The 19,906-nt window shown below is 70.0% G+C and carries 14 protein-coding genes; all 14 read left to right on the top strand.

The annotated features are described in order from the left end of the window. The first annotated feature begins 4 nt into the window (after nt 1-4). The 14 genes from ACFUEJ_RS07265 (at nt 5) to aroB (ending at nt 19,562) form a co-directional block, all read left to right on the top strand. Entirely contained in the window at nt 5-166 is a 162-nt protein-coding gene (locus tag ACFUEJ_RS07265) for a hypothetical protein (protein WP_189340152.1), read from the top strand. Further along, on the top strand, nt 163-3,663 hold the full coding sequence (locus tag ACFUEJ_RS07260) for a DUF2126 domain-containing protein (protein WP_068972469.1): 3,501 nt from the start codon (nt 163-165) through the stop codon (nt 3,661-3,663). Before ACFUEJ_RS07265 ends, ACFUEJ_RS07260 begins: the two co-directional genes overlap by 4 nt. After that, complete coding sequence (locus ACFUEJ_RS07255) at nt 3,660-6,395, top strand: circularly permuted type 2 ATP-grasp protein (RefSeq protein WP_388028378.1); 2,736 nt, start codon at nt 3,660-3,662, stop codon at nt 6,393-6,395. Before ACFUEJ_RS07260 ends, ACFUEJ_RS07255 begins: the two co-directional genes overlap by 4 nt. Further along, nucleotides 6,392-7,297, top strand: a complete 906-nt coding sequence (locus ACFUEJ_RS07250) for a transglutaminase family protein (RefSeq protein WP_338857522.1) — start codon at nt 6,392-6,394, stop codon at nt 7,295-7,297. Before ACFUEJ_RS07255 ends, ACFUEJ_RS07250 begins: the two co-directional genes overlap by 4 nt. 147 nt (nt 7,298-7,444) lie before the next feature. Further along, nucleotides 7,445-8,638 carry a hypothetical protein gene (locus ACFUEJ_RS07245; RefSeq protein WP_068971407.1) on the top strand — a complete coding sequence of 398 codons (1,194 nt, stop codon included), beginning with the start codon at nt 7,445-7,447 and terminating at the stop codon, nt 8,636-8,638. Between the two features lie 7 nt (nt 8,639-8,645). Next, entirely contained in the window at nt 8,646-10,031 is a 1,386-nt protein-coding gene (locus ACFUEJ_RS07240) for a replication-associated recombination protein A (RefSeq protein ID WP_058250333.1), read from the top strand. Between the two features lie 137 nt (nt 10,032-10,168). Next, nucleotides 10,169-12,844: an alanine--tRNA ligase gene (gene alaS, locus ACFUEJ_RS07235; RefSeq protein WP_068971408.1), complete on the top strand. Its 2,676-nt coding sequence runs from the start codon at nt 10,169-10,171 to the stop codon at nt 12,842-12,844. Further along, a complete protein-coding gene (gene ruvX / locus ACFUEJ_RS07230) occupies nt 12,844-13,305 on the top strand; it encodes a Holliday junction resolvase RuvX (protein ID WP_068971409.1) in 462 nt (153 codons plus the stop codon). The genes alaS and ruvX overlap by 1 nt, the downstream gene beginning before the upstream one ends. Beyond that, complete coding sequence (gene mltG / locus ACFUEJ_RS07225; protein WP_247452000.1) at nt 13,292-15,229, top strand: endolytic transglycosylase MltG; 1,938 nt, start codon at nt 13,292-13,294, stop codon at nt 15,227-15,229. Before ruvX ends, mltG begins: the two co-directional genes overlap by 14 nt. Before the next feature lie 14 nt (nt 15,230-15,243). Further along, nucleotides 15,244-16,113 carry a shikimate dehydrogenase gene (locus ACFUEJ_RS07220; protein ID WP_068972551.1) on the top strand — a complete coding sequence of 290 codons (870 nt, stop codon included), beginning with the start codon at nt 15,244-15,246 and terminating at the stop codon, nt 16,111-16,113. 88 nt (nt 16,114-16,201) lie between these two features. After that, on the top strand, nt 16,202-16,606 hold the full coding sequence (locus tag ACFUEJ_RS07215; protein WP_388028370.1) for a prepilin peptidase: 405 nt from the start codon (nt 16,202-16,204) through the stop codon (nt 16,604-16,606). 51 nt (nt 16,607-16,657) lie between these two features. Then, the gene (gene aroC, locus ACFUEJ_RS07210; RefSeq protein WP_247452002.1) at nt 16,658-17,866 is read left to right on the top strand and encodes a chorismate synthase; all 1,209 of its coding nucleotides are present in this window, start codon (nt 16,658-16,660) and stop codon (nt 17,864-17,866) included. Continuing rightward, complete coding sequence (locus ACFUEJ_RS07205) at nt 17,863-18,420, top strand: shikimate kinase (RefSeq protein ID WP_247452003.1); 558 nt, start codon at nt 17,863-17,865, stop codon at nt 18,418-18,420. The genes aroC and ACFUEJ_RS07205 overlap by 4 nt, the downstream gene beginning before the upstream one ends. Nucleotides 18,421-18,437: 17 nt before the next feature. Further along, the gene (gene aroB / locus ACFUEJ_RS07200; protein WP_068972555.1) at nt 18,438-19,562 is read left to right on the top strand and encodes a 3-dehydroquinate synthase; all 1,125 of its coding nucleotides are present in this window, start codon (nt 18,438-18,440) and stop codon (nt 19,560-19,562) included. The last annotated feature ends 344 nt before the right edge of the window (nt 19,563-19,906 follow it).

The raw sequence follows: 19,906 nt of genomic DNA, 5'->3' as shown, positions 1-19,906 counted from the left end.
AGCGGTGGGTCGACGTGACTTCGGCCACCGCGTTCCCGGCGCGGTGCTCGTCACCCGGCGCCTGGAGGTCATCTGTGATGAGATCTCCACCATGGCGCACAGCGGTGGGATCGAGTCGGCTGCCGGAACCGTGGTGACGGGCCCGGGCGGGGAGTTCCGCCGGTGACGATCAAGGTTGCCCTCGAGCATCGGACGGTGTACTCGTTCGACCGGCCGACCAAGATCTACCCCCATGTCGTCCGCCTGCGTCCGGCGCCGCACTCGCGCACACCGATCGAGGCGTACTCGCTCACCGTCGACCCCGGTGAGCACTTCCTGAACTGGCAGCAGGACGCGTTCAGCAACTATCTGGCGCGCCTGGTGTTCCCGGAACCCTCGACCACCCTCGGGATCACCGTGAGTCTGGTCGCGGACCTCACCGCGATCAATCCGTTCGACTTCTTCATCGAGGAGTGGGCCGAGTTCTACGGGTTCGACTATCCGGCCGAGCTGCGGCGCGACCTCGAGATCTTCCTCCGGCCGGCCGGGGTCACCGACGGTGAGTTCGCCGGTGCGCCGGTACATCCGGAGATCGCGAGGTTCGCGGCGAAGCACCGGCCGGCCGGCCGCACGCGGGTCATCGACTTCCTGGTGCGCCTCAACGCCGCGGTGCGCGACGCCGTCGGCTACACCGTCCGCCTCGAGGCCGGCGTGCAGTCGCCGGAGTACACACTCTCCAGTGCCATCGGTTCCTGCCGGGACTCGGCCTGGTTGCTGGTCGCCCTCCTCCGCGAACTCGGGTTCGCGGCACGCTTCGTGTCCGGATACCTCGTCCAGCTCACCTCGGACGTGAAGTCGCTCGACGGTCCGTCGGGTCCCGACGCCGACTTCACCGACCTGCACGCGTGGACCGAGGTGTACCTCCCCGGGGCCGGCTGGGTCGGACTGGATCCGACGTCGGGTCTGTTCGCCGGCGAGGGGCACATCCCCTTGGCGGCCACCCCGCATCCGGTCGGCGCCGCACCGATCACCGGTTCGACCGGCCCGTGCCACGCCACTCTGGATTTCACCAACACGGTCACGCGGTTCCACGAGGACCCACGCGTCACGCTGCCCTACACCGCGGAGCAGTGGGGCCGGGTCACCGATCTCGGCGCGCTGGTCGACGAACGGATGGAACGCAACGACGTACGCCTGACGATGGGCGGCGAACCGACGTTCGTGTCCATCGACAACCAGACGGACCCGGAGTGGCGCACCGCCGCGGACGGTCCGCACAAACGGTTGCTGGCCGGGCGGCTGGCCGACCGCCTCATGACGGCGTACGCGCCGGGCGGTCTGATGCGGCGCAGCCAGGGCAAGTGGTATCCCGGTGAACCGCTGCCGCGTTGGCAGCTCGAACTGATGTGGCGCGCCGACGGTCTGCCGATCTGGCGGAATCCGGAGTTGCTCGCCGACCCGTGGGCGACGCCGGACGACTGTGCCGCGGCGATCGACCGCGAGACTTACGGCCCGGACCCTGACGGCCTCGGCGACGCCGGCCCGGCACGGGAACTGCTCACCGCCTTCGCGACACGGCTGGGACTCCCGGCCGGTCAGGTCGTGCCGGCCTATGAGGACCCGCTGGTCCGAATGCGGGAACTCGCCGCGATGCCGCCGGGCGATCCCGGAACCGACCCCACCCTGCCCGCCGCACGGTCGTTCGCGCAGGCCGAGGTCGCCGTCGACGCCGATTCGGCGGACGGTGACGACGACGAGAGCCTCGCGCCGACAACGGATTCCGTCCGACGCAGACGAGCCCTGATCGAGCGGCTCGACGCCGCCGTCACCCAGCCGAGTGCGCACGTGTTGCCGCTGAGCCGCTCGGAGGACCGGACCGCGTGGCAGAGCGCGGTGTGGACGACCCGGCGGGGGCGGATCGTCCTGACCCCCGGCACCTCACCGGCCGGCTTGCGGCTGCCGCTCAACTCGCTGTCGTGGGGTCCGGCCCCGACGCTGTTCGAAGCCGATCCGTCCGCGCGCCACGACGACCTGCCGACCGACCCGTCGGCGGCGCTGGGGCACACCGTCCGCGAGGTGGACCCCGCGCAGTTCCTGCCCCGTACCGCCCTCGTCGCGGAGATCCGCGGCGATGTGGTCCACGTGTTCATGCCGCCGACCTCGACCCTGGAGGAGTATCTCGCGATCGTCGAACTCGTCGAGGACGCCGCCGCCGCGGTGTCGACGCCGGTGGTCGTCGAGGGGTACGGACCGCCCGCCGATCCGCGTCTCGTGTCGTTGTCGGTGACCCCGGACCCGGGGGTCGTCGAGGTCAACATCCAGCCGACCGGCAGTTTCGCCGAGCAGTCCGAGCTGCTCGAATCGCTCTACGACCATGCCCGACACGTGCGACTGGGCACCGAGAGTTTCGATCTGGACGGCAGCCACGGTGGTACGGGCGGCGGCAACCACATCACCCTCGGCGGCGTCACGCCCGCCGATTCGCCGATGCTGCGCCGTCCCGACCTGCTGGTGTCGATGCTGACCTACTGGCAACGTCATCCCGCGCTGTCGTACCTGTTCTCCGGCCGGTTCATCGGCACCACCTCGCAGGCGCCGCGCGTCGACGAGGGTCGAGAGTCCTCGCTCTACGAGCTGGAGATCGCCTTCGCCGAGATCGACCGGCTCGCGGTCAAGAATTCTGGCGATGGTGCCCGGGCCGGCGGACGGTTCGACGGCGCGCCCCCGAACCCCTGGGTCACCGACCGGGCGCTGCGGCATCTGCTCACCGACATCACCGGCAACACGCACCGGGCCGAGTTCTGCATCGACAAGCTCTACAGTCCGGACTCGGTGCGCGGCCGGCTGGGCCTGCTGGAGCTGCGGGCGTTCGAGATGCCGCCCCACCACCGGATGGCGATGGTGCAGTCGCTGCTGGTGCGCAGCCTGGTGTCCTGGTTCTGGGAGAAGCCCTACCGGGCCCGGCTGATCCGCCACGGCGGCGACCTGCACGGCAAACACCTGTTGCCGCACTACGTCATCGCCGACATCGCGCTGGTCGCCGAGGAGCTCCGCGAGGCCGGCTATCCGTTCGAGACCGCCTGGCTGGACCCGTTCACCGAGTTCCGCTTCCCGCGTCTGGGGACCGTGCAGATCCGGGACCAGGAGATCGAGCTGCGCGGTGCCATCGAGCCGTGGAACACGTTGGGGGAGGAGGCAACCGGAACGGGCACGGCCCGGTACGTCGACTCCTCTGTCGAGCGCGTGCAGGTGCGCGTCCTGGGTGGTGAGGACGACCGTTACCTGTTGACCTGCAACGGTTTCCCGATCCCACTGCGTGCCACCGGCCGCACCGGTGAACGCGTCGCCGGCATCCGGTTCCGGGCCTGGCAGCCGCCGAGCTCGCTGCACCCGACGATCACCATCGACACCCCGCTCACCTTCGACCTGATCGACACGGTCAACGGCCGGTCGGTGGGCGGTGCCACCTACCACGTCGTGCATCCCGGAGGACGTGCCTACGATCGGCCGCCGGTGAACGCGGTCGAGGCCGAGTCCCGGCGCAACGGGCGGTTCGAGGCGGCCGGTCACACGACCGGCACCGTCGACGTAGGGCTGTTGCGGGAACGACAGTCGCGGCAGGCCACCGACTTCGGGGTGCCCGGGATCCTCGACCTCCGGCGGGCACGTACAGTTCTTCGGTGACCTCTTCGCCGGGCAACGCTTCCGCGGTGTTCGACCGCTACCGCGCCGAGGGCCACACTCTCTTCGATCCCGACCGTCTGACCCGTCTGGCCGCATCCGCGGACCGGCCGGCCGACTCCTACGACGAGCTCCTGGAAGCCGACGGCGCGATCCGTCCGGCGTGGGCCGACCTGGCCCGCATCTACCAGCTGCGCGGTCCGGACCGCCTCCGCGACTCCGCGGCCCGGCTGGCCGCAGCGGTCAGCGACGACGGCGTGGTCTACAACGAGTTCGACGGTCAGCACACCGTGACCCGCGACTGGGATGTCGACGCGGTGCCGCTGGTGATCGACGGCGTCGAATGGGCCGAACTCGAGAAGGCCATCACGCAGCGGTCGATGCTGCTCGACCTGCTCCTGCGTGACCTCTACCGCGATCAGAAGACGATCGCGGCCGGTCTGGTCGCGCCCGAGATGGTCTTCGGCCATCCCGGTTACATCCGCAAGGCCGCCCGACTCGAGGTCGCCGGGCCGCACGCGCTGTTCCTGCACGCGGTCGACATCTCGCGTACCGCCGACGGCCGGTTCGTCGCCTACCGGGACCGCACCCAGGCGCCGTCGGGGATCGGATACGCGATCGTCGGGCGGCGGCTGATGTCGAAGACCTTCCCGCAGCTGTTCCAGGCATGCGCACCGCGGCCGATGACCACCTTTGCCGGCACTATGCGGCTGGCGCTCACCGAGTACGCGCCGCCCGGGGTCGACGACCCGACGGTGGCGGTCCTCAGTCCCGGCAGCATGTCCGAGACCGCCTTCGACCAGGCCTACCTCGCGTCGGTGCTCGGCTTCCCCCTCGTCGAGGGCGCCGACCTCACCGTCCGGGACGGCGCGGTCTACATGCGCTCGCTGGGTCGCTACAAGCGGGTGGACGTCCTGCTGCGACGGGTCGACGCCGCCTACTCCGATCCACTGGACCTGCGGACGGACTCCCAGCTCGGCGTCGCCGGGCTGGTCGAGGCGATCTCGCGCGGCACGGTGACGGTCCTCAACACCCTCGGCTCGGGGGTGCTGGAGAACCCGGCGCTGCACACCGTGCTGGAACGTCTCGCACCCGTCCTGCTCGACGAGGACCTGCGGCTGGGCTCGGTCACCACGTACTGGGCCGGAGATCCGTTGCAGCGCAGTCTGATCCGTGATCGACTGGACACCCTGGTCCTGACGAACACGAGTACGGGGGAGGAGTTCATCGGCCCGTTGCTCGCCGCGACCGATCGCGCCGACCTCGCCGCCCGGATCGAGGCCCAGACCTGGCAGTGGGTGGCCCGCGAGCTCGAGGCGTTCTCGGTGGCCCCGACGATCACCCCCGGCAGCGGTCCCGTTGAATCGATCGCGACGCTGCGGGCGGCGCCGGTGTCGGTGCGCGCGTTCAGCGTGGCGCAGGGTCCCGGGTACGCGGTCATGCCGGGCGGCCTGGGGGCCGTTCTCGCCGACGGGGTCGCCGGCGCCGCCCACCACGTGGTGGCCGCCAAGGACGTGTGGGTCACCAGCACCGAGGTGGGCGGGCACGTGTCGCGGCGTTCGGAGACACGCGGTGAGCCGGCCGGGGAGGTCGTCGCGGGCACGTCGGCGGGTCGCCCGGTGACCCGGGAGTACTCCGACGTCGCGGCCGCGGCCAGTCCGCGCGTCCTGGCGGACCTGTTCTGGCTGGGCCGCTACGGGGAGCGCACCGAGCTCGTGACCCGCCTGGCCAAGGTGTCCCGCGAGCGTTATCAGGACTTCCAGTACAGGCCATGGATGTCGGGCACGCCGGCGGTGCCGCTGCTGTTGCACGCGGTCGCCACGGTGACGGGCACCGCGCGCTACCTGGACACCGCCGACCTGCTGTTGCCGGGTTCGGACCGGCCGCCGTCACCCGATCAGGTCAACGAGGCGATCGAGAAGATCGCCGACCTGACCGTGTCGCGATCGGTGCCCGGGACCATCGCCTACTCGGTCGACCGGCTGATCAGTACGGTCCGGGCGGTCCGTGACCAGATGTCCACGAGCACCTGGATGGTGCTCGCGCCGGTCGAACGGATCATGGCGAGCACGACCCGGCTGGTCCTCCGGTCGCGCGCGGACGCCGGGGCGGGCGACGCCGCGCTGGACCTAGGACCCGATCTGGCCCGCGCGCACGACGAGATCCTGCACGGCGTCCTGGCGCTGACCGGGCTGCAGGCCGAGTCGATGGTGCACGATCCGGCCTGGATGTTCATGGACGTCGGCCGACGCATCGAACGGGCCGTCACCCTCGCCGACCTCACGCTCGCGATGTTCGCCGACGCGCAGGACACCGACGTCGAGCAGGCGCTGCTGGAGTCGTACCTGGTGGCCAACGAATCGTCGGTGATCTACCGTCGCCGCAACCGCGGGCTGTATCAGGCGGCCAGTGTCGCCGAGCTGCTGCTGTTCGACCCGACCAATCCCCGGTCGATGATCTTCTGCCTCGACAAGATGAACGCCGACCTGTCGTCCGTACCGGAGACCCTGCGGTCGGCCGGCGCCGAACGGGCCGTGCAGGACATGATCGCCGAACTGCGCCGCGGCGACCCCGCCGACCTCGTGCGGGTCGACGCCGACCGGAGGCGCCCGGAACTCGTCGAACTGATGACGACCCTGCGCACCGGGGCGCGCGAACTCTCCGATCTGCTCACCCGGACCCGCTTCGCCACCCCGCGCCAGGCGCGACCGATCTGGGCCGGTGGGGAATCGTGAGCGCGCGCGTCTACCGTGTGCTGCACCGGACCAGCTACACCTACGACGACGACGTGTCGTCCTCGTACGGGCGCTGCCATCTGACCCCGCGCGACCTGCCCGGCCAGCGCGTGCACTCGACGTCGGTCGAGATCGAACCCGAACCCGACGACCGGTCGACGGGGCTCGACGTCTACGGCAACCACGACAGCTATTTCCACGTCCGGACCGCGCACCGCGAGCTGACCGTGACCGCGCGGTCGGTCGTCGAGGTGGATCCCGTTGACCCGGGCGTCCTCCTGAGTCCGGCGGCCCGGGGTCCGTGGGAACAGGCGCGACCGTGTGTGGTCGACGGGCGGGACAGCGCCCTGGCCGCCGAGTTCGTCCTCGATCTCGACCCGCCGGAGATCACCCCCGCGGTACGCGACTACGCCGCCGGCATCTTCACCCCCGGTCGGCCGCTGGCGGAGGCGGTCATCGATCTGACGTCGCGGATCTTCACCGACTTCACCTACCGGTCCGGGTCGACAGCCATCTCCACCCGGGTCGACACCGTCCTGCAGCGTCGCGAGGGCGTCTGCCAGGACTTCGCCCGGATCGCGATCGCCTGTCTGCGGTCACAGGGTCTCGCCGCGCGGTACGAGTCGGGATATCTCGCGACCGAGCCGCCGCCCGGCAAGGAAAAGGTCTTCGGTGCCGACGCCAGTCACGCCTGGGCGGCCGTCTGGATGCCCGACGGCCGCTGGCTGTCGTTCGATCCGACCAACGACAAGCTGGTCGACGAACGCCACGTCACACTGGCGTGGGGGCGGGATTACGACGACGTGCCGCCTCTCCGAGGGGTCATCTACACCGATTCCACGAAGAGCCGGATCGACGTGTCGGTCGACGTCCGGCCGACAGATGACCTCACCGCGGGCTGAACCGGGCACATCGGACTCGCTTGCTCGGTAAGTCGCTGTGCCACAGTGTTTTCGGCGCACGTTTTCGGGCTATACCGGTAACGACGTGGTACAGATGGACGAACGCGCTGTTGCGACAACGTTGCAACGGGTAGGTTGGTTGGCGACATGACGGTCATTACGGAAAGCCGCATCACCAGCGTGGTGCGGGCGGCAGAGGCGCTGCTGTCACACCGCGCCGGATCAGCAGTGGTTCTCGACGATCCCGAGGACCTCGGCGGCAGCGGACGCACCACGGTCGTTCGGGTCCGCGTCGCCCAGAACCCCCTCAGCCTGGACCGCTCACTGGTGATCAAGGCCCTTCCCGAACACGAGGACCCACAGGCCTTCCACCGGGAGATCGCGTCGTACAAGTACGCGACCGCCCTGCCGAACGAATCGCGCCCGGGGCCGCAACTGATCGCCTCCGACACCGATCTCCGCATCATGGTGCTCTCCGACCTCGGCCACGGCCGGACGATGCTCGAGTACCTGGCCGGCGTCGACCCGGTCGAGACCTCACGTGCTGTCAGTGCCTGGGGCCAGGCACTCGGCCGGATGCACGCGGCGACGGTCGGCGGCGAGGGCGACTTCCTCGCGCTGCTGCGGCGCGGACCGTCGGGTATGCAGGGACGCGACATCCTGCGCGACGAGGCGTTGCGGTCGATCGACTCGGTGGTGGGGCACGCGGCCGCGCTCGACGTCGAGGTCCCCGAGCAGGTGGTGGAGTCGTTGCGTACCGCGGCGACGCTGTTCGACGAGGGCGATCACCGCGCATTCAGTCCGTCGGATGTCGGGCCCGAGAACATCCTGCTCAACGACGACGGCGTGCAGTTCATGGACTACGAGTGGGGCGGCTTCCGCGACGCCACCCTCGACATCGCCTACGCGCTCGTGACCATCACCGCGCAGCTTCCGCCCCGGACCACTGCCCGGGCCACCGACCTCGAGGTCTCGATGGTCGACGCCTGGCGCTCGGAGGTGCACTCGATCTGGCCGGCGCTCGCCCATGAGCGGGAGATGCAGCGCAAGGTGCTGCTCGCCCGTCAGCTGTGGGTGTGGCTGTCGACGGTGTGGATGCTGCCGAGCGACCCGCTGGCTCCCACCGGCCCGGACGCGGACGTCGAAGCGCCCGACTTCGAGCCGGCCGACGTCACTGCCGCCGGCTTCACGCATGACTGGGCGCTGCACACGAACGACCCCCGCGTGATCGTCAGCCGCTGGACCGACCTCGCCGCCGCCGCGGGACGCGCGGGCGACGAGGAGATCGCGGTGTTCGCGACCGCGATGGGCGTCGCGCTGCAGCGCATCTGGCTGGCCTGACACGCTCGTGGACGGACTGTTCGACCCACCCGACGATCCTCGGGCCGGCTCCGACGGGCATGGCAACGCCGGTGGTCTCACCGCACCACCGGCCCCGACCGCACCCCTGGCGGTCCGCATGCGGCCGCAGACCCTCGACGAGATCGTCGGACAGCAGCACCTGCTTGGTACCGGTTCGCCGCTGCGCAGGCTGATCAGTGGCTCGGGCGCGGCGTCGGTGCTGCTCTACGGGCCGCCCGGAACCGGCAAGACCACCATGGCCTCGCTCATCGCGCGCGCCACCGGCGGCCGCTTCGAGGCCCTGTCCGCGCTGTCGGCGGGGGTCAAGGAGGTGCGCGCAGTCATCGACGTGGCCCGGCGCCGGCTCATCGGTGACGGCAAGAACGGCGGTCAGCAGACGGTCCTGTTCATCGACGAGGTCCATCGGTTCTCGAAGACCCAGCAGGACGCGTTGCTCGACGCCGTGGAGAACCGGATCGTGCTGCTCGTCGCGGCCACGACCGAGAACCCGTCGTTCTCGGTGGTCGCGCCGCTGCTGTCGCGGTCGCTGGTCCTGCAGCTGCGGTCGCTGACCGATGCCGACATCCGGGAGGTGCTGACTCGTGCGGTCGCCGACCCGCGTGGGCTCGACGGCAAGGTCGAGGTGACCGACGCCGCCTACGACCACCTCGTCGCGGTGTCCGGTGGGGACGCGCGCCGGGCGCTGACCGCGCTGGAGGCCAGCGCCGACGCCACCGACCGGATCGACCTCGCCGATGTGGAGACCGCGATCGACCGCGCCGCCGTCCGGTACGACCGGGACGGCGACCAGCACTACGACGTGACGAGTGCTTTCATCAAGTCCATCCGGGGTTCCGACGTCGACGCCGCCGTCCACTATCTCGCCCGCATGATCGCGGCCGGGGAGGACCCGCGGTTCATCGCGCGGCGCCTCATGATCCACGCCAGCGAGGACATCGGCATGGCCGACCCGACGGCCCTGCAGACCGCGGTCGCGGCCGCTCAGGTCGTGAACCTCGTCGGGATGCCGGAGGCCAAACTCGCGCTCACACAGGCCACCATCCACCTCGCGACGGCACCGAAGTCGGCGGGCGTGGTGTCGGCGATCGGCGCGGCCCTCGCCGATGTCGGGTCGGGCAAGGCCGGCGCGGTTCCGGCCCATCTGCGTGACAGTCACTATCCGGGGGCCAAGAAGCTCGGTAGCGGTGTCGCATACCGATATCCGCACGATGATCCCGACGGGGTTGTGCCGCAACAGTATCCGCCCGACGACCTGGTCGGCCGGGACTACTACGAGCCCACCGACCATGGGCTGGAACGCGAAATCGGGCCGCGGGTCGCGAAGTTGCGATCGATCGTGCGTGGCGCGGTGTCGCGGCGCCGGTCGCGCTGACCGTCCGTGGGGCGTTTCCCCAGTGCAGAGTCCCTGCGCCCCCGGCGACTCGCCGACGGTAGGCTGGGATGTCGCGACAAACAACGGCCGCTACCACCGAACGGCTGGGACCACCAACGGCTAGGACGAAACCCACAGTGCAGACGCATGACATCCGGAAGCGCTTTCTGGACCACTTCATCAAAGCCGGGCACACCGAGGTGCCGAGCGCTTCGCTGCTCCTCGACGACCCCAATCTGTTGTTCGTCAATGCCGGCATGGTCCCGTTCAAGCCGTTCTTCCTGGGTGAGCAGACGCCCCCGTACTCGCGGGCGACCAGCGTGCAGAAGTGCGTCCGCACCCTCGACATCGACGAGGTCGGCATCACCACCCGCCACAACACCTTCTTCCAGATGGCGGGCAACTTCTCCTTCGGCGACTACTTCAAGCGCGAGGCCATCACCTTCGCCTGGACGCTGCTGACCAACAGCGTCGACGACGGCGGTTTCGGTATCGACCCGCAGAAGCTGTGGCCGACGGTCTATCTCGACGACGACGAGGCCGAGGCCATCTGGCGCGACGAGATCGGCGTGCCGGCCGAGCGCATCCAGCGACGGGGCATGAAGGACAACTACTGGTCGATGGGCGTCCCGGGTCCCTGCGGGCCGTGCTCGGAGATCTTCTACGACCGCGGACCCGAGTACGGCGTCGAGGGTGGGCCGGAGGCCGACGAGGACCGCTACATCGAGATCTGGAATCTCGTCTTCATGCAGAACGTCCGCGGTCCCGGGGGCGGCAAGGACAACTACGAGATCCTGGGCCCGCTGCCCAAGCAGAACATCGACACCGGCATGGGCGTCGAGCGCGTGGCCTGCATCCTGCAGGGCGTCGACAACGTGTACGAGACCGACCTGTGCAAGCCGATCATCGACCTCGCCGCGGAACTGTCCGGACGTGCATACGCCGCCGGTTCGCATGCCGACGACGTCCGGTTCCGCGTCGTCGCCGACCACGCGCGGACCTCGGCGATGCTGATCGGCGACGGCGTGCTGCCCGGCAATGACGGCCGCGGTTACGTCCTGCGCCGCCTGCTGCGTCGTGTCGTCCGGTCGATGCGGCTGCTCGGCGCCGGTGACAATCAGCCGACCATGGGCACGATCATCGGCAAGGTCATCGACCTGATGTCACCGTCATACCCCGAGCTGGAGACGCAGCGCCGGCACATCGTCGACGTGGCCGTGGGCGAGGAGACCTCCTTCTCCAAGACCCTGGCCGCGGGGTCGAAGCTGTTCGCCGACGCGGCGACCGCCACCAAGAGTGCGTCGCGTACGACCATCACCGGTTCCGACGCCTTCACGCTGCACGACACCTACGGCTTCCCGATCGACCTCACCCTGGAGATGGCCGCCGAGGCCGGTCTCTCGGTGGATCAGGACGGCTTCACCGCCCTGATGGCCGAGCAGAAGCAACGCGCCAAGGCCGACGCGACCGCCCGCAAGACCGGGCACGCCGACCTGAGCGTCTACCGGGACTTCCTCGATCGCGGGCCGACCGAGTTCACCGGCTTCGACGAGCTGGTGTCGGAGGCGCGGGTGCTCGGCCTCGTCGCCGACGGCGCACGGCTGCCGGCGGCGTCGGCCGGCCAGGAACTGACGGTCGTCCTCGACCGCACCCCGCTCTACGCCGAATCCGGTGGCCAGATGGCCGACGTCGGCACCATCACGACCGGGTCGGGAGTGCGCATGTCGGTCACCGACGTGCAGAAGGTCGGCAAGTCGGTGTGGCTGCACAAGGTCCGCATCGACGAGGGGGAGATCGAGGAGGGCGACGAGGTCCTCGCGGCGGTCGACACCGCGTGGCGTCACGGCGCCACGCAGGGCCATTCCGGCACCCACATGGTCCACGCCGCGCTGCGCGAGGTCCTCGGCCCCGGCGCGACGCAGGCCGGTTCGCTGAACCGGCCCGGTTACCTGCGCTTCGACTTCAACGCCAGCGGCCCGGTGACCGAGGCCCAGCGACGCGAGATCGAGGAGATCAGCAACGCCGCGGTCGAGGCGAACTATCAGGTCAACACGTTCGAGACGGGTCTGTCCGAGGCCAAGGCGATGGGCGCGATGGCGCTCTTCGGCGAGAACTACGGTGACGTCGTCCGCGTGGTGGAGATCGGCGGGCCGTTCTCCATGGAGCTGTGCGGCGGTACGCACGTGGCGTCGTCATCGCAGATCGGACCGATCACGCTGATCGGGGAGTCCTCGGTCGGTTCGGGTGTCCGGCGCGTCGAGGCCTACGTCGGCATGGACTCGTTCCGGTTCCTGTCGAAGGAGCGTGCGTTGCTGGCCGGCCTGGCGTCGTCGCTCAAGGTCCCGTCGGAAGAGGTGCCCGGCCGGGTCGAGCAGCTCGTCACCAAGCTGCGTGACGCGGAGAAGGAACTCGAGCGGGTACGTGCCGAGGCGGCCCGGGCCGCGGTGTCCGGTCTCCTCGACACGGCGACGACCGTCGGTGCCACCCTCGTCGTCGAGGGACGGGTGCCGGGCCTCGACGCCAACGGGTTGCGCTCGGTGGTGACCGACCTCCGCGGCCGGGTCGCCGACCGCCAGGCGGTGATCGCGCTGTTCTCGCCGAGCGGTGACGGACCGGATGCCAAGGTGCCGTTCGTGATCGCCACCACGGCGGCCGCCCGCGACGCCGGGATCAAGGCCGGTGACCTCGTCAAGGAGGTCGCGCCGTTGGTGGGCGGTCGTGGCGGTGGCAAGCCGGATCTGGCCCAGGGCGCGGGCACCGATCCCGCGGGGATCGACGCGGCACTGACGCGAATCCGCGAGTTCGTCGCCTGATGCCGGATCCGCACACCCGGGCCGACGGTCACCAGCGGACCCGCGGGCGACTCCTCGGGATTGACGTCGGAAGCGTCCGGATCGGCGTCGCCGTGTGCGATCCCGACGGCATCCTCGCCACACCGGTCGAAACGGTGCGTCGAACCCCTTCGCGCACAGACGATCTCGACCGCATCGCGGCGCTGGTCACGGAGTACGAGGCCGTCGGCGTGGTCGTGGGGCTACCGAAGACGCTCAAGAACACCGCGGGGGCGGCGGCCGAGACCGCACAGCAATTCGGGGACCGTCTCGCGACCCGGATCGACCCGGTGGCCGTGCATTGGCACGACGAACGTTTCACGACGGTGACCGCACAGCAGGCACTGCACGCCAGCGGCCGGACGGTGAAGTCCTCGCGCGCGGTGATCGACCAGGCCGCGGCGGTCGCTATTCTGCAGGGGTGGTTGGATGCGCGACGGTGAGTCAGGGGAGCCTCCGGTGACCGATGATCGGCGTCGCACCCGGCACCGAGACGGCCAGGGACGCCGTGCCGAGGGCATGGATCCCGAGCGTCTGCGGTACTTCACGCAGTCGGCCGACGGGTCGCCCCACACGCGGCACCGCCGCCGGCGCGCCGGTGGCGAGAATGCCGAACCGGCTCCCCGGCGCCCGGCCCCGCCGAATGTCCCGCCCGCCGAACAGGCGCGGCCGGTATCCGGCACGCCCGGCCCCCGCGCGACGCCGGTCCGCATCCCGCCGGGGCAGCCGCCCACCCCGCCGCCGGTGGCACCACCGCGGCCCGGTCCGCCGCAGCCCGGTCCGCCGCAGCCCGGTCCATCAACGGCTGCCGGGGGTCCGGTCGAAGACGACGTCGACACCGACTTCACCATGGCCCGTCCGGCCGCTCCGGCGCCTCCGGCCCGGGGTCCTCGCCCCGACGAATCTCGTTCTTTCCCGGACGATCACGCCGCGGAGGAGTTCACCGCTGCCGACTACGAGCCGGCGGGTCACGGGGCAGAACGCCATGACGCCGAGCTGTACGACACCGGGCGCTACGACACCGGTGGCCACGACGCCGGGCGTTTCGAGACCGGGCGTTTCGAGACGCCGGGCACCGCACGCCCGATCCGCGACGACGATCGCGTCGCCCGACGAGACCGGCGCTTCGACGAGCACGACGAGCACGACGACTGGTGGCCCGGCGCCGACGACACCGAACCCGACCAGCAACAGCGCCGTACGCCGCGCCGCAAGCGCAGCCGGGGCAAGCGTCGTGCGGTCCTCGCCGTCGCGATCGTCTTCATGCTCGCGCTGATCACCGGGGTCGGCTACTACGGTGTGCGCGCCACCGGCCTGCTCGAGTCGCGCAAGGACTACACCAACGCCGCCGGTTCCGGCGATGTCGTCGTCGACATCCCGGACAACTCCACGCTCGCCGACTTCGGCCGCATCCTCGTCGACGCCGACGTGGTGGGCAGCGTGCGGGCGTTCGTCGACGCCGCCGGTGGACAGCCGATGTCCGGCGGCCTCTACAAGATGCGCACCCAGATCCCGGCCACCACGGCCGTGGAGATGCTGACCGCCGACGGCGCCGTGCACCGCGTCGGGCGGGTGGTGATCCCGCCAGGGCTGCAGCTCGATTCGAAGACCGGTATCGACGGCAAGGTCACCCCGGGCATCTTCCAGCTCATCGAGAACGCCACGTCGTTCTCGTTCAACGGGCAGCAGGAGGGGGTGACGGTTGCCGACCTCGAGAAGGCCGCCGCCGAAACCACCCCGGCCGAGCTCGGTGTGCCCGCGTGGGCCGAACAGAACGTCGCCGAGATGACGGGCGATCACCGCCGGATCGAGGGGCTCATCGCGCCGACCACCTGGGAGCGCATCGAACCCGATCACACCGCCACGCAGATCCTGCGGGAGATGATCTCCAGCAGCGCGACGATGTTCGAACAATGGGGACTGCTCGACCGCAACAACTCCGGACTCGAGCCGTACGACACCCTGATCGCGGCGTCGATCGTCGAGCGCGAGGTCCGGCATGTCGAGGATGCGCCGAAGGTGGCGCGGGTCATCCGTAACCGCCTCGACCGCGACCAGCTGCTGCAGATGGATTCGACGCAGAACTACACGGCCGACATCACGAACATCGATGTCCACGGCGAGGCGTACAAGAACGACAACGAGTGGAACACCTACCGGTACAAGGGGTTGCCGCCCACGCCCATCGCGGCGGTCGGCGTGCCCGCCCTGGAGGCGATGCTCGACCCGGCGCCCGGCGGATGGCTGTACTTCGTCACCGTCGACACCGCCGGGACCACGTTGTTCGCGAACACCTTCGAAGATCACATCCGCAACCGCCAGGTCGCCTGCCGCAACAAGCTGGTGGCCACCGGCTGCAGCCAGTGAGCAGCGGACCCGCCATGAACACCGTGCCCGCCGACGTCCGCTCACCGCACGGTGACCACCGTCGGGCCGCGGTTCTGGGGTCGCCGATCACGCACTCGCGCTCGCCGCGTGTCCATCTGGCCGCCTACCGGGCACTCGGGCTGGTCGACTGGCGGTACGACCGGATCGAGTGCACCGCCGACCGTCTGCCCGAGATCGTCTCGGGAGCCGACGCCGACTTCATCGGGTTCTCGGTCACCATGCCCAACAAACGCGCTGCCCTCGAGTTCGCCACCGAACGCACCGAACGCGCCGAACTGGTGGGGTCGGCCAACACCCTGGTGCGCGTGGCGACCGGCTGGCGCGCGGACTGCACCGACATCGACGGCGTATCTGGAGCGCTCACCGACCTCGGGGTCGACGCGGACCCGGCCGCCGGGACCTCGCCGGTCGCCGTGGTCGTCGGAGCGGGTGGCACGGCACTTCCGACCATCATGGCGCTCGCCGAGACGGGCATCACCGACGTCACGGTGGTCGCCCGCGACGCCGGCCGGGCCGCGCCCGTCCTCGAACTGTGTGAGCGGTTGCGGATGAACGGAGACATCGTCCCCTTCGAACCCACCGAGGCGCTGGCCCGAAGGTGTCGCGAGTCCGCGGTCGTCGTGTCGACGGTGCCGGCCGACGCGGCCGTGGTCCTGGCGCCCGCCGTGGCGCGGGCACGCAAGGTCGTGGACGTGATCTACGACCCCTGGCCGACTCCGCTCGCGTCCGCGGTCGTCGCGGCCGGTGGAACCGTGGTCGGTGGTCTGGTCATGCTCGTCAATCAGGCATTCCGACAGGTCGAGCAGTTCACCGGGCTGCCCGCACCCCGCGACGTGATGGTCGCGGCACTCACCGCCGACTGATTCCGGGCGAGCTCCGACTCCGTCCACAGGACGTGCCGGTTGTGGACGGGCGAACAGTACCGATCAACCACCCCGACATGCTCGACGGATGACCGAGTGCGTGATCCTGATCTGGCTGTCGGTCGTCGCGGTGACCGACGCCGACACCCGCCGGATCCCGAACGTGCTCGTCTGGCCCGGGATCTGCGGTGCGGTGGGCGCGTGCGCAGTCGACCCCGGCGCGGCGGTGGCCGCGCTCGTCGCCGCAGCCCCGTACGCGCTCGCCTTCGGGATGCGATGGTGCGGCGGTGGGGACGTCAAGCTCGCCATCGCGTGCGGCGCGCTCGCCGTACGGTGGGACGCCGCCCTGCTCGTGGTGACGCTCGCCTCGGTCATCGCGGTGGGCACGGTGGTCGGCGATCGCTTCGGTCGCCGCGGCGCCGCGGGCAACGGGTCTCATCCGCACGGACCCGCGCTCGCCGCTGCCACGATCGTCGTCGCCGGTCTGTTGTGACGCGTGCTACGCGTGGTTCGGCGGCGCCGCCGTCGGACCGGGCTCGGCAGCATGGAACAATCGATCACTGTGTTGCGCTGGATAACTGCCGGAGAATCCCACGGTCCCGCCCTGGTCGCCATCGTCGAGGGCATGGTGGCCGGTGTCGAGGTCACCTCGTCCGACATCGCCGGGCAACTGGCACGCCGCCGGCTCGGCTACGGCCGCGGTGCGCGGATGAAGTTCGAGGCCGACCAGGTCACCGTGCTCGGCGGGGTTCGTCACGGCCAGACCATGGGCGGCCCGGTCGCGATCGAGATCGGCAACACCGAGTGGCCCAAGTGGGAGACGGTGATGGCCGCCGACCCAGTGGACGCGGCCGAACTCGAGGGAAGCGCCCGTAACGCACCGCTGACGCGTCCCCGCCCCGGGCACGCGGACTACTCCGGCATGCTCAAGTACGGCTTCGACGACGCCCGTCCGGTGCTCGAGCGCGCGAGCGCCCGCGAGACCGCCGCGCGTGTCGCCGCGGGCACGGTCGCCCGCAACTTCCTCCGCCAGGTACTGGGCGTCGACGTCATCTCCCATGTCATCTCCATCGGCGCGAGCGATCCCTATGTCGGCCCGCCGCCGCGCATCGCCGACCTCGAGGCCATCGACGCCAGTCCGGTCCGGGCGTTCGACGCCGACGCCGAGAAGTCCATGATCGCCGAGATCGAGGCGGCGAAGAAGGACGGCGACACCCTCGGCGGCGTGGTCGAGATCGTCGCCACGGGGGTGCCCGTCGGCCTCGGCTCGCACGTCAGCGGCGACACCCGGCTGGACGCCAAGCTGGCGGCCGCGCTGATGGGCATCCAGGCGATCAAGGGTGTGGAGGTCGGCGACGGCTTCACCACCGCCCGCCGGCGTGGCAGTGCGGCCCACGACGAGATGGTGCCCGGTGCCGACGGTGTCCTGCGATCGACCAACCGCGCGGGCGGACTCGAGGGCGGCATGACCAATGGCGAGGACCTGCGCGTGCGCATCGCGATGAAGCCGATCTCGACGGTGCCGCGTGCGTTGTCCACGATCGACATGTCGACCGGGGAGACGGCCAGCGCCATCCATCAGCGTTCCGACGTCTGTGCCGTGCCCGCGGCGGGCGTCGTCGCCGAGGCGATGGTCGCGCTCGTCGTGGCCCAGGCCGCTCTCGAGAAGTTCGGCGGCGACTCGGTGACCGAGACCGGCGCGAACCTCGCCGCCTACCGGGCTGCCGTCGACGCGCGTCCGCCCCGGGCATGACCCAGCCCCCGGCACCCCCGACCCCGACGCGTCCGACGACCGGTCGCCGCCCGGCGGCCGTACTGATCGGTTTCATGGGAGCCGGGAAGTCCACCGTCGGTCGTATGCTCGCCGACCGGCTCGGCGTCGACTTCATCGACACCGACATCGAACTCGTCCGGCGCACCGGCCGCAGCATCCCGGAGATCTTCGAATCCGGCGGTCTCGAGGGGTTCCGGAAGATCGAGGCCAACGTCGTCACCGATGTCCTGGACAACCATGGCGGGGTGGTGTCGCTCGGCGGCGGCGCGGTGACGACCGCCGGGATCCGCGAGGCACTGGCCGACCAGCGCGTCGTGTACCTGCGGGTGTCGGCCGAGCGCGGGTACGAGCGCGTGTCGGGTACCGACCGTCCGCTCCTGGCGACGGCCGACCCTGCCGCTCGGTACGCCGAACTGCTCGCCGAGCGGACACCCGTCTACGAGGCGGTGTGCACCTTCGACGTCGACGCCGACCCCGACCCCGACGCGGTGGCCGACGCCGTGGTCGTCCAACTGGCCCGTGAACTGATGTGAGGAAGCCGAGTATCACCGTGAACGAACAGGCAGCGAACGAACCCATCGCCATCCGGGTCAACGCCGGCGCACCGTACGACGTGACCATCGGCCGGGGACTCCTGGGTGAGGTGGCCGCGGCCGCGCAGGGCGCCGACCGCATCGCGATCCTGTATCAGCCGCCGCTGGCCAAGACCGCCGAACAGATCCGAGAGTATCTGGCGGACAAGGGGTTCGACGCCCATCGCGTCGAGATCCCCGACGCCGAGGCCGGCAAGGACCTGTCGGTCGCGTCGTTCTGCTGGGAGGTGTTCGGCCGGATCGGTCTCAAACGCAACGACAAGGTCATCAGCCTCGGCGGGGGAGCCGCCACCGACCTCGCCGGGTTCGTCGCGGCGACCTGGATGCGCGGCATCGGGGTCATCCACATCCCGACGACCCTGCTGGCGATGGTCGACGCCGCCGTGGGCGGCAAGACCGGCATCAACACCGAGGCGGGCAAGAACCTCGTTGGTTCGTTCCACGAACCCGACGCCGTCCTGATCGACACCGGCACGCTGGAGACCGTCCCGCGCAACGAGATCGTCGCCGGACTCGCCGAGGTCATCAAGACCGGGTTCATCGCCGATCCGACGATCCTCGACATCATCGAGGCCGACCCCGAGGCCGCCCTCGACCCGACGTCGCCGGTACTGCCCGATCTCATCCGGCGCTCGGTGCAGGTCAAGGCCGACGTGGTGTCGGCCGACCTCAAGGAGTCGTCGCTGCGCGAGATCCTCAACTACGGGCACACTCTCGGCCACGCGATCGAGCGCCGCGAGCGTTACCGCTGGCGTCACGGCGCGGCGGTGTCGGTGGGTCTCGTGTTCGCTGCCGAACTCTCGCGCCTGGCCGGCCGCCTCGACGACGCCACGGCGGATCGGCACAAGGCGATCCTGGATCTCGTGGGGTTGCCGACGACCTATGACCCGGATGCGTTCGCCGATCTCCTGCAGGGGATGGCAGGGGACAAGAAGAACCGTTCCGGCGTACTGCGTTTCGTCGTGCTCGACGGACTCGCCAAGCCGGGCCGGCTCGAAGGTCCCGACCCCGGATTGATCGCCGCTGCCTACTCGGCAGTGGCCGGTGGCTCAGCGGAGAAGAGCACCTCGATTTTGCTCTGAGGCGAGGTCCTGGATTAAATCCCTGCTTCCTGATCCGAAAAAGCCCATAACCCCTGCTCCCTAATCCGAAAGAACGACATAACCATTGCCCCCTGAGGTGCGAGGAGCGCAAGCGACGAGCCACGAAGGGCCTGGTGAGACACGTTGCGAAGCCCTTCGTGGCTCGCTTCGCTCGCACCTCAGGGAGCAGAGATGTGGATGCTGAAGAGTGTTCTTTCGTAGTCCACGACGGCCGCGAGGACGCAGATACTGAGGTGCGAGGAGCGATAGACGGTATGAGGGCCTTGGGGCCGAAGGCCTCAAGCTGCAAACACATCGTGGGTTGCTGCTGCTGAGTTCACACT

The organism is Gordonia sp. NPDC057258 (assembly GCF_042668985.1).
In the GTDB taxonomy this organism is placed as follows: domain Bacteria; phylum Actinomycetota; class Actinomycetes; order Mycobacteriales; family Mycobacteriaceae; genus Gordonia; species Gordonia hongkongensis.
Note: the sequence above shows the minus strand (reverse complement) of the source record. Positions and strands in the feature narration are given on the sequence as shown.